This is a genomic window from Streptomyces gottesmaniae, from assembly GCF_031845845.1.
GTDB lineage: Bacteria > Actinomycetota > Actinomycetes > Streptomycetales > Streptomycetaceae > Streptomyces > Streptomyces akebiae.
In genome coordinates this window covers 222,791-229,087 of record NZ_JAVRFJ010000011.1, presented here as the reverse complement: position 1 = coordinate 229,087, position 6,297 = coordinate 222,791, and the positions used below count along the sequence as shown (strand labels likewise).

The window sequence follows — 6,297 nt, the reverse complement described above, 5'->3', positions numbered from 1 at the left end:
CCGGCGGGGGCGCGCCCCCCGGCGGCCCCGGCGGCGGCCGTTTCTTGGGGTGGGGGGGGGGGGGGCTTCTCGCGCCGTTCCCCGCGCCCCTACCGGGCCGCAGGCCCCTGACGGGGCGCGGCCCTGACGGGGCGCGGGGAACTGGGCGAGAGCTACTCCGCCCCCTCCGCCGGGGCCGGTGCCGACGCCGCGCCCTTGCGGCGTTTGCGGTGGGTGTAGGCGACCACCGCTTCCCACAGGTCGCGGCGGTCGACGTCGGGCCAGGGCTGGTCGGTGAAGTGGAGTTCGGCGTAGTGGGCGTGCCAGGGCAGGAAGTTGGAGGTGCGGATCTCGCCGCTGGTGCGCCACAGCAGGTCGACGTCGGGCAGGGCGTGGTGGGGCAGATGCGCGGCGAAGAGCTGCTCGGAGACGCGGGCGGGATCGACCTCACCCGCGAGGGCGGCCCGGGCCAACGACGCGCCCGCCTGCGCGAGTTCGGCACGGCCGCCGTAGTTCACGCAGACGTTGAGGGTGAGGCCGGTGCGGTTGCGGGTGGCGTGCTCCTGGGCACGGAGGACTTCCACCACGTCCTCCGGGAGGCCGTCGGGGGACCCCACCCAGCGCAGGCGTACGTCGTGGTCGAGCAGTTCGCCGTCGAGGAGCTCGGCGCGCATGATCGCGAAGAGCTTGGAGACCTCGTCGGGCGACCGCTTCCAGTTCTCGGTGGAGAAGGCGTAGACCGTCAGATGGGCGAGGCCGATCTCCAGCGCGCCCTGGACCACGTCACGCAGCGCGACCGCTCCGGCCCGGTGTCCCTCGTCGCGGGGCAGCCCGAGCCCGGTGGCCCAACGGCCGTTGCCGTCCATGACGATCGCCACGTGCTGGGGGAGGTGTGCCTCGGCTATGGCGGGCGGGCGGGCGCCGTCGCGGTGCGGGCGCGGGGGCAGCGGCGGTTCGGCGACGCGCGTGGTGAGCCGTTCGGGCCCGGCGAGCAGAGCCGGTGCCGAGTCGTCACCCGACGCACCGGCGGGCCGGTGCGCGGCCGTCCTCGACGCCTCGGCGGCCGCGTCCCTGCCGGGCGGGAGCGTCAGCCGCCACACCACGGCCGCCCGCGCCCGCGCCGGACCGAGGATCCGCCACTCGATGGGCCGGGGCACCCGTACCTGCCGGTGCAGGGCGGCCGAGCCGGCCCGGACGAACGCGTCCAGCTCGGCACCGAACAGCGCGACGGCGGAGTCGAGCACGATGGCGGGACCCAGCGGCAGCGTGTTCCGCAGCGCGCGACGGGAATCCTCCAGCCATTCCCGTGCCTGGTCGGCGAGGTGGGCGACGAGTCGGCGGACGGCGGGGGTCCACTCACGGGCCAGCAGCTCCGCCCGGGTGACCTGGAAACGGTCGAGGACCTCCGTCGGGAACCACACGTGCCCGCCGTCGAGGTCCTCCGGGAGGTCGCGGAGCATGTCGGTCAGGAACAGCCCCTCCACGAACCGGGTGAAGCCGGGCAGATCCCTCAGCCGCACGGGGACGGGGAGTCCGACGCGGACCAGCATCCGCATGAGTTGTTCGGGCCAGCTCATGTTCTGGGCGTGGGCCCGCTCCCGCCACTCCGCCCAGGTCGCGACGGACCCGCGGTCGTCGTCGCGCTGGAGCGCGTCGAGGGCGCCGAGCAGATCACCGAGGTCCAGCCCCCAGTGCCACACCGCGTCGGTCAGGGCGAGCCGGACCGGGTCGTCGCTGGTCCCGCTCGCGAGGTCCGCCTCCAGCGCGGCCCGCCACTCCCGCAGCAGGCGGCCCCGCTCCTCGGGGGCCTCGACGGAGCGGTCCAGCAGGTCGTCGGCGAAGGCGAAGGCGGCGTACAGGGCCCAGGAGACAGGGCGGGCCACCGGCGGCATCAGCTGCATCAGGGCGTACTCGGTGGGCCGGGTCGTGCGGACCAGGCGGCGGCACTCGTCGTACGCGGCGTCGAGTGCCGACAGCTCTCGTCCGGACCGCGTTCCGGGCCGTGTTCCGGACCGCGTGGTGGTGCGACGCATGGGAAACCCCACATACCTTCGACTGGGACCGATGGGACCGACTCGGGTGACAGCGGTCGCCTGCGATCGGCTGCGATCGCTGTCCCCCCGAGCACCGCCGGAACCTCTCGAACGCGGAACACGGCCACGCCTGCTCGCGACATTATCAGCCGCAATGTCACGTCCCGGGCGCGGGTCCGCCCGCCACGGACGAGGGTCGTCCGTGGCGGGCGTCGCTCTCACAGCCGGGGGTCGACCGGCTCCGACTCCAGGGCCAGCACCCCGAACACCGCCTCGTGCACCCGCCACAGCGGCTCCCCCTCGGCGAGCCGGTCCAGCGCCTCCAGGCCCAGGGCGTACTCGCGCAGGGCGAGGGACCGCTTGTGGTTGAGGAAACGCCCGCGCAGCCGGGCGAGGTTCTCCGGGCGGGTGTACTCCGGGCCGTAGATGATCCGCAGGTACTCCCGGCCCCGGCACTTGATGCCCGGCTGGACCAGTCGTCCCCGGCCGTCGCGCACGAGCGCCCCGACCGGCTTGACGACCATGCCCTCGCCGCCCCGGCCGGTCATCTCCAGCCACCAGTCGACGCCCGCCCGCACCGAGGCCTCGTCCCCGGTGTCGACGAAGAGGCGCCGGGTGGTCTGCAGCAGGCCGCTGACGTCGTACTCCACGAGCCGGTCGAGGAGGGCCAACTGCTCGTCGTGCGGGAGCCCGGCCAGGCTGCGGCCCTGCACGGCGAGGATCTGGAACGGGGCGAGCCGGACGCCGTCCAGGCCCTCGGTGGGCCAGCAGTAGCGCCGGTAGGCTTCGGTGAACGCGGCCGCGTCGGCGGCCCGCTCACGCTGCCTGCCCAGCAGGTCGCCCACGTCGACGCCGCGTGCCGCGGCGCCCTCCAGGGCGGTCAGCGCACTCGGGAACACCGCGCCGGAGGCGGCGCCGACGGCCGCGTACTGGGTGCGCAGCAGCCCGGACGCCTTCAGCGACCAGGGCATCAGCTCGGCGTCCAGCAGCAGCCAGTCGGTGTCGAGTTCGTCCCAGAGTCCGGCCGCCGTGACGGCTTCGCGGATCCGGGCGAGGACCAGCTCGGTGCGCGCCTCGTCGTCGAAGAACGGGCGGCCGGTACGGGTGTAGAGAGAGCCGGTGTGCCCGTCGACACCGAAGCGGGAGCGGGCCGCGTCCGCGTCACGGCAGACCAGGACGACCGCCCGCGAACCCATGTGCTTCTCCTCGCACACGACCCGCGCGACACCGTCCTCCTTGTACTGCGCGAACGCCTCCGCCGGGTGCTCCAGATAGCCGTCGACGCGCGAGGTCGCGGTCGGGGCCATGGTCGGCGGCAGGTACGGCAGCACACGCGGGTCGACCGCGAAACGGCTCATCACCTCCAGGGCGGCGGCCGCGTTCTCCTCGCGCACCGAGACCCGGCCCGCGTGCCGGGTCTCGACGACCCGGCGGCCGTGCACGTCCGCCAGGTCCAGCGGCCGGCCCTCGTGTCCGCCGGGCGCCTCGGTGGCGAGCGGCCTGGCCGGCTCGTACCAGACCTTCTCCGCCGGGACCTCCACGAGTTCGCGCTCCGGCCAGCGCAGCGCGGTGAGCTTGCCGCCGAAGACGGCGCCCGTGTCGAGGCAGATGGTGTTGTTCAGCCAGGTGGCGGTGGGCACCGGGGTGTGGCCGTAGACCACCGCCGCGCGCCCCCGGTAGTCCTCCGCCCACGGGTAGCGCACCGGCAGTCCGAACTCGTCGGTCTCGCCCGTGGTGTCGCCGTACAGGGCGTGGCTGCGGACCCGGCCGGAGGTGCGGCCGTGGTACTTCTCCGGCAGACCGGCGTGGCAGACGACCAGCTTCCCGCCGTCGAGGACGTAGTGGCTGACGAGCCCGTCGATGAACTGCCGCACCTCCTGCTTGAACTCCTCGCTCTCGTCCTCCATCTGCGCGATGGTCTCGGCGAGCCCGTGGGTGTGCTGGACGTTGCGGCCCTTGAGGTAACGGCCGTACTTGTTCTCGTGGTTGCCGGGCACGCAGAGCGCGTTGCCGGAGCCGACCATCGACATCACCCGGCGCAGCACGGCCGGGCTGTCCGGGCCCCGGTCGACGAGGTCACCGACGAAGACGGCCGTACGGCCCTCCGGGTGGACGCCGTCGACGTAGCCCAACGTGCCGAGCAGCGTCTCCAGTTCGTTCGCGCAGCCGTGGATGTCGCCGACGATGTCGAACGGGCCGGTGAGGTGGGTGAGGTCGTTGAAGCGCTTCTCGGTCACCACCGTGGCGTTGTCGACCTCCTCGACCCCCCGCAGCACGTGCACCTTGCGGAAGCCCTCGCGCTCCAGCTGCCTGAGGGAGCGGCGCAGTTCGCGGATGTGGCGCTGGATGACACGACGCGGCATGTCGGCGCGGTCGGTGCGGGCCGCGTTGCGCTGGGCGCACACCTCCTCCGGTACGTCGAGCACGACGGCGATCGGCAGCACGTCGTGCTTGCGTGCCAGGTCGATCAGCTGCCTGCGGGACTCCTGCTGCACGCTGGTCGCGTCGACGACGGTACGGCGGCCGGCCGCGAGGCGCTTGCCCGCGATGTAGTGGAGCACGTCGAAGGCGTCCTTCGTCGCGCTCTGGTCGTTCTCGTCGTCGGAGACGAGGCCCCGGCAGAAGTCGGACGAGATGATCTCGGTGGGCTTGAAGTGGCGCCGGGCGAACGTGGACTTGCCCGAGCCTGAGGCGCCGATCAGGACCACGAGGGAGAGGTCGGTGACGGGCAGGGTGCGCCCCTTGCCGGTCTGCTGGGTGGTCTCGCTCATGCTGCCTTCGCCTCCTTCTCGTCGGTCCTGTCGGTGTCGCGCTGCTTGAACACGCCCATCTGGGTGGGCGGGCCGACCTCCGGGTCGTCGGGGCCGACGGGGACGAACTCGACGTCGTAGCCGTGCCGTTCGGCGACCATGGACGCCCAGGTCCGGAACTCCTCACGGGTCCACTCGAAGCGGTGGTCCCCGTGACGGGCGTGGCCGGCGGGCAGGGTCTCCCACCGGACGTTGTACTCGACGTTCGGAGTGGTCACGAGGACGGTGCGAGGACGGGCCGAGCCGAACACCGCGTACTCCAGGGCCGGCAGCCGGGGCAGGTCGAGGTGCTCGATGACCTCCGAGAGCACGGCCGCGTCGTAGCCCTTGAGCCGCTTGTCGGTGTAGGCGAGGGAACTCTGGAAGAGCTGGACGCGCGAGGCCTGTCGCTCGCCCATGCGGTCGAGCTTGAGGCGGCGGGAGGCGATGGTGAGCGCGCGCATCGACACGTCCGTCCCGACGATCTCGGTGAAGCGGACGTCCTTGAGCAGCGCCTGCACCAACTGGCCCTGGCCGCAGCCGAGGTCGAGGACGCGGGCGGCCCCGGAGTCCTTGAGCGCGGCGATGATCGCGTCCCGGCGCTGCACGGCGAGCGGCGTCGGCTTCTCCTCGGCCTCGTCGTCCGCGGGCTCCTCGACGGCGTTGTCGATGTCCTCGACCTCGCTGTCGTCGGCCTCGGCCAGCCGTACGAGTTCCAGGCGCTCCATGGCCTGCCGGGTCAGCGACCAGCGGCGGGAGAGGTAGCGGCTGGTGATCAGCTTGTGCTCCGGGTGGGCCGGGAGCCAGCCCTCGCCCGCCCGCAGCAGCTTGTCGACCTCGTCGGACGACACCCAGTAGTGCTTGGCGTCGTCGAGGACCGGCAGCAGGACATAGAGGTGACGCAGCGCCTCGGCGAGCGTCAGCGACTCGGATTCCAGGACGAGCCGTACGTAGCGGGAGGCGCCCCACTCGGGGAACTGGGCGTCCAGCGGCACCGCCTCGGCGGTGACGCTCCAGCCGAGCGGCGCGAAGAGCTTGACGACGAGGTCGGGCCCGCCGCGGGCGGGCAGCGCCGGTATCTCGACGCGCAGCGGCCGGACCTGCTCCGGGAGCTCGGGGCGGGCCTTGCACTGGCCGCGCACGGCACTGGAGAAGACGTCGTTCAGCGCGACGGCGAGCAGCGAGGAGGCCGCGTACGGGCGGTCGTTGACGTACTGGGCGAGCGCCGCGTCCGGGGCGCCGCCGCGGCCCTTGCCCTTGCCCCGTCGGACCAATGCCACCGCGTCCACCTCCAACAACAGCGCGGCCGTGCACCGCTCGACGTCCGCCTCCGGATAGAGGACGTGCGCCTTGCCGTAGGAGGTGCTGAACGCCTGCGTCTTGTCGGGATGCTTGTGCAGCAGGAAACCGAGGTCGGTCGCTGGGCGCTCTGGGGAGCCGGTGGTACTGATCGTCAGGAACACGGTGGAGTGGCCTCATGGTGGGTGTCTGATGGA

3 protein-coding genes are annotated in these 6,297 nt (G+C 72.9%); all 3 read right to left on the bottom strand.

Going from position 1 to position 6,297, the window contains the following annotated elements; all coding sequences use genetic code 11:
* Nucleotides 1-152 precede the first annotated feature (152 nt).
* The 3 genes from uppS to RM704_RS15265 all read right to left on the bottom strand — a co-directional run bounded on the left by uppS (nt 153) and on the right by RM704_RS15265 (nt 6,264).
* A complete protein-coding gene (gene uppS / locus RM704_RS15275) occupies nt 153-2,012 on the bottom strand; it encodes a polyprenyl diphosphate synthase (protein WP_033525228.1) in 1,860 nt (619 codons plus the stop codon).
* Nucleotides 2,013-2,230: 218 nt separating this feature from the next.
* Nucleotides 2,231-4,783 carry a polynucleotide kinase-phosphatase gene (locus RM704_RS15270; RefSeq protein WP_033525227.1) on the bottom strand — a complete coding sequence of 851 codons (2,553 nt, stop codon included), beginning with the start codon at nt 4,781-4,783 and terminating at the stop codon, nt 2,231-2,233.
* Nucleotides 4,780-6,264 carry a 3' terminal RNA ribose 2'-O-methyltransferase Hen1 gene (locus RM704_RS15265; protein WP_033525226.1) on the bottom strand — a complete coding sequence of 495 codons (1,485 nt, stop codon included), beginning with the start codon at nt 6,262-6,264 and terminating at the stop codon, nt 4,780-4,782. The genes RM704_RS15270 and RM704_RS15265 overlap by 4 nt, the downstream gene beginning before the upstream one ends.
* Nucleotides 6,265-6,297 lie beyond the last annotated feature (33 nt).